This window comes from Flavobacterium beibuense F44-8, from assembly GCF_000769915.1.
Taxonomy (GTDB): domain Bacteria; phylum Bacteroidota; class Bacteroidia; order Flavobacteriales; family Flavobacteriaceae; genus Flavobacterium; species Flavobacterium beibuense.
In genome coordinates this window covers 1-989 of sequence record NZ_JRLV01000049.1, presented here as the reverse complement: position 1 = coordinate 989, position 989 = coordinate 1, and the positions used below count along the sequence as shown (strand labels likewise).

1 protein-coding gene is annotated in these 989 nt (G+C 44.1%); it reads left to right on the top strand.

All coding sequences use genetic code 11. The annotated features are described in order from the left end of the window. Nucleotides 1–989 (top strand): SprB repeat-containing protein (locus Q763_RS17250; protein WP_035136321.1); only part of this gene is annotated, 989 nt, incomplete at both ends.

Here is a 989-nt window from a genome sequence, read left to right as displayed (position 1 = left end):
GCTACTGCAACAGTAATTATAACTCAGCCACTACAGCTAACAGGTTTCATTGCACAAACCAATGTGTCATGTAACGGTGGTAGTAACGGTACAGCTACAGCCAATGCCAATGGCGGTACTGCTCCTTACACTTACCTGTGGAGTAACGGACTTACAACACAAACTATTACAGCTCTTACAGCCGGAAGTTATAACGTAACCATTACCGATGTTAACGGTTGCCAGATTATTAAGGGATGTACGATCTCTCAGCCATCACCGCTTTACATTACAGCGGGTCAAACCAATCCTACCTGTATAGGCGCTGCTTATGGTGAGGCAAACGTAACTGCTGTGGGTGGTGTTATGCCATATACTTACCTGTGGAGTAATGGTGCTACTACAGCAAATATTACAGGTCTTACAGCAGGTACTTACAGTGTATTTGTAACCGATGCCAACGGTTGTTCCAACTCGGCAAACGTAACTATACAGGGACTTCCTGCAGCGACATTTAACGCACAGCCTGTAGATGATTCTACTCCGTTTGATGGTGATGCTCACTTTACAGTAAATGTAGCTAATGCATACAGCTACCAGTGGCAGGAAAGTAACGATGGTGGTACTACATGGTACAACCTTACCGATGGTGGTGTAAATCCTACTTACCTTGGTGTAAATACCAATATGCTTTCTGTTGTTCATGCTCCGCTAAGCCTTAATAACTACCAGTACAGAGTGGTAATTAATGAGGTTATAGGTTGTGGTGCTTCTTCACAGGCGGCAACCCTGTTAATCAGAAACAGGTTATGGGCAGAGGCTGATGACTTTAGCGATGTTGAAATCCACGAAGGTACAGGCGGTGTGGCAGGAGATATTACCCTAAATGACCTTTACAACTACGAGCCGGTAGATGATAATGATATCACTATCTCTATTGTTAATGATGGCGGACTTACAGATGTAACGGTAGATGCAGACGGTATTATTACCGTACCTGCAACAGCAAC